Annotated in this window: 2 protein-coding genes; one reads left to right on the top strand and one right to left on the bottom strand. The window is 41.2% G+C overall.

Annotated features, from left to right (window positions below; all coding sequences use genetic code 11):
* Positions 1–545: 545 nt before the first annotated feature.
* Positions 546–2,066 carry an IS1182 family transposase gene (locus tag Q7J27_14100; protein MDO9530272.1) on the bottom strand — a complete coding sequence of 507 codons (1,521 nt, stop codon included), beginning with the start codon at positions 2,064–2,066 and terminating at the stop codon, positions 546–548.
* Positions 2,067–2,243: 177 nt separating this feature from the next.
* Between Q7J27_14100 and Q7J27_14105 the strand changes: the two genes are divergently transcribed.
* Positions 2,244–2,486, top strand: a complete 243-nt coding sequence (locus Q7J27_14105; protein MDO9530273.1) for a hypothetical protein — start codon at positions 2,244–2,246, stop codon at positions 2,484–2,486.
* Positions 2,487–2,540 lie beyond the last annotated feature (54 nt).

Genomic DNA, 2,540 nt, shown 5'->3' on the forward strand with positions numbered 1-2,540 from the left:
ACAGAATTTATAGCAATAAGCTATCACAGTCAGCAATGAAAAGACGAGGTGAAAGGCGAAAGGAAAAGGCAGTAGTCAGGAGACAGAATTTTTAAGCACTCAGCTTTCAGCCATCAGGGTAAAAAAGCCGTCAGTGTTCAGCTTTCAGCGGTCAGCAGTCAAAAAGACGAAGCGCAAGGTTAAAGGCTAAAGGCAGGAGAAATAATTTAGAGCAATACGCTATCAAGAAATAGAAAAAAATGAAAAGCGGAGCCGATGACTCCGCTTTTTTTCAATGTGACTTACAGTACCTGTGGTACCCGACTTCCGGGGATATGATCGAACCTATAGATTTATAGCTTCTCAACCGATACCCTGTACAAGTACATGCTAGGAGGCTGTCCGAGAATTCAATAGCTGAAAAACAACCTCTTTGAAAATAAGTATCAAATTTCGTCAAATCATTTTATGAAAAGCAATTGTCATCAACAGAAATCACCTTCCGGCTATTGATCACATCCTTTTGTTGTGAAACAGTGTGTTTTCTCGTGCTCCGATACCCTTTATCAGGCAGCCATGGAAGCTAACTTGTCTTCTTCAAGATATGCCAATTTACATCTTATTGATTTTACAACCTTTTTAATGTTGTGTGCTGCGCAGACAAGGGAAAACTCTCCGCCTGCTTTTATAAAGCCACGCACACTGAATCCCCGAAAACCCATGTTCTTCTTTATCTGACCAAAGACAGGCTCAACGATGGTCTTTCGCTTTTTGTATATTTCCTTTGATGATTCCTTCTTCATCTTTTCAACCATCTCTTGCCGCAGTGGCTCTTTACTGTCAGTCGAAATTGTCCGGGGTTCACCTTTTTTTGACTTGCAGCATCTGTTCCGGTAGGAACATTGATCACAATCTTCCATTCGAGTCTGATATATTTTCTTGTCATCACCGGTTCTGTTTCTTAATTCCAGTATATGGCAGGCGGGACAAATAAAACAGTCTTTATCCTCATCGTAGACGAAATCCGATTTCCTTACCTTTCGATTGCATTCATCCAGGGATCTCTGATCCCCGTTCTCTCCCTTGCCTGTCGCTATATAGACGTCGATATCGATATCAGGGTCATTAAATGCGGCAAGGTTGCTGCCCGACATGTAGCCGTTATCTAAACTCATAACATCAGGAAGTTCGTCCTCCGTTGTTTCTTTGATCTCCTGTAGGGCCGGTGTTACTTCCTGCTTGTCATTTGCATTCCGGGTTAGATGCTGTCCCACGATAATCTGATTGTTTTTATCAACCGAAATCTGACCATTGTAGGCATATTGGAAGTTTCCGTTCTTGCCCATGATCCGGGCCTCTTTATCGGCAAAGCTTATCTGTTTCTTATCATCTATCTTTTTACCCGGATTCAGCTCCTGTTTTCTTTTTTCCAAAGCCTCTCTGGCGGCCTTGATCTTTGCCAATCTATTCTCTTTGAACTTCAGTTCTTCCGGTATCTCGTAGCCGGTCTTATCGTTATACTCTTCATCTTCTTCGCTGTCGCACTGTTCTGCCTTTTGTATTAATTCTTCTATCTGTTCGGTTAATTCTCTTTCCTTTTCCTTGAGACGGCCATAGCTCATGGCCTTATGTTTGGAGGTGTCTGCCTTGAACTTGGAACCGTCAAGGCTTACATGACCAAGCGATACCATCCCGGCTTCCTTGGCCAAAAGCACACTCTGTTTGAAACATTCCTTGAAAAACTCGTAATGGTCTTTCCTGAAATCACTCAATACCCTGAAGTCGGGACAGTTTAAATGGGATATGTACATGAAGCCGAGATCTTCATGACTTTTCTTTTTTATCTGACGGGAACTGAAGATCCCCTGGCTGTATGCGTATATCAGTATGCCGACTATCAACTTGGGATGAAAGGCATTTTGACCAAGTACACTGTAGTTTTTCTCTACGCTTGTCGTATCAAGTTGTTTGAATATCTCTTCGTAGATGTAACATTCATGATCTTCCGGTAAGAGGTCGAACATGTTCAAAGGAAACAGTAAACGCTGATTAAATTCTACCGGATCTTTCTTGAAAGGAACTGCCATCGATTTATCCTTCTTTCTAAAGACATGATGGCGTAATATATCATAATATCAAATAGTTGTCAATATAAGTATTGCTTTTTATGATAATTTCTGAGAGGGTTTTTCTCATCTATGCATTTGCTTCTTTAGTGACCATCTGCTATTCTCGGACAGCCTCCTAGAGTATTACATACTTATATGGGTGGTGGTATTCATGTAACTCATACTTACACAGACTTACCTACTGGCGTAATAGCTGTTGGAGAATTGGTAGTTGAACTTGGAGAAGACGGAAAAGAATCCAAGATACAAATAGTAAGGTTTGGTAATAATGGTCACAATGCAACGGAATTTATCTCGATTACTGAACTTAGCAATATTCCCAGTGGACGACCTGAATTGCAGTATGGAGTTTGCACTGATAATAAACTTATTTTGTAACTACTCAGGTAGCCCCACCATGGAGCCGCCATTGACTAGTGAGTAGTATATCCC

The sequence above is a fragment of the Syntrophales bacterium genome, from assembly GCA_030655775.1.
Classification (GTDB): domain Bacteria; phylum Desulfobacterota; class Syntrophia; order Syntrophales; family JADFWA01; genus JAUSPI01.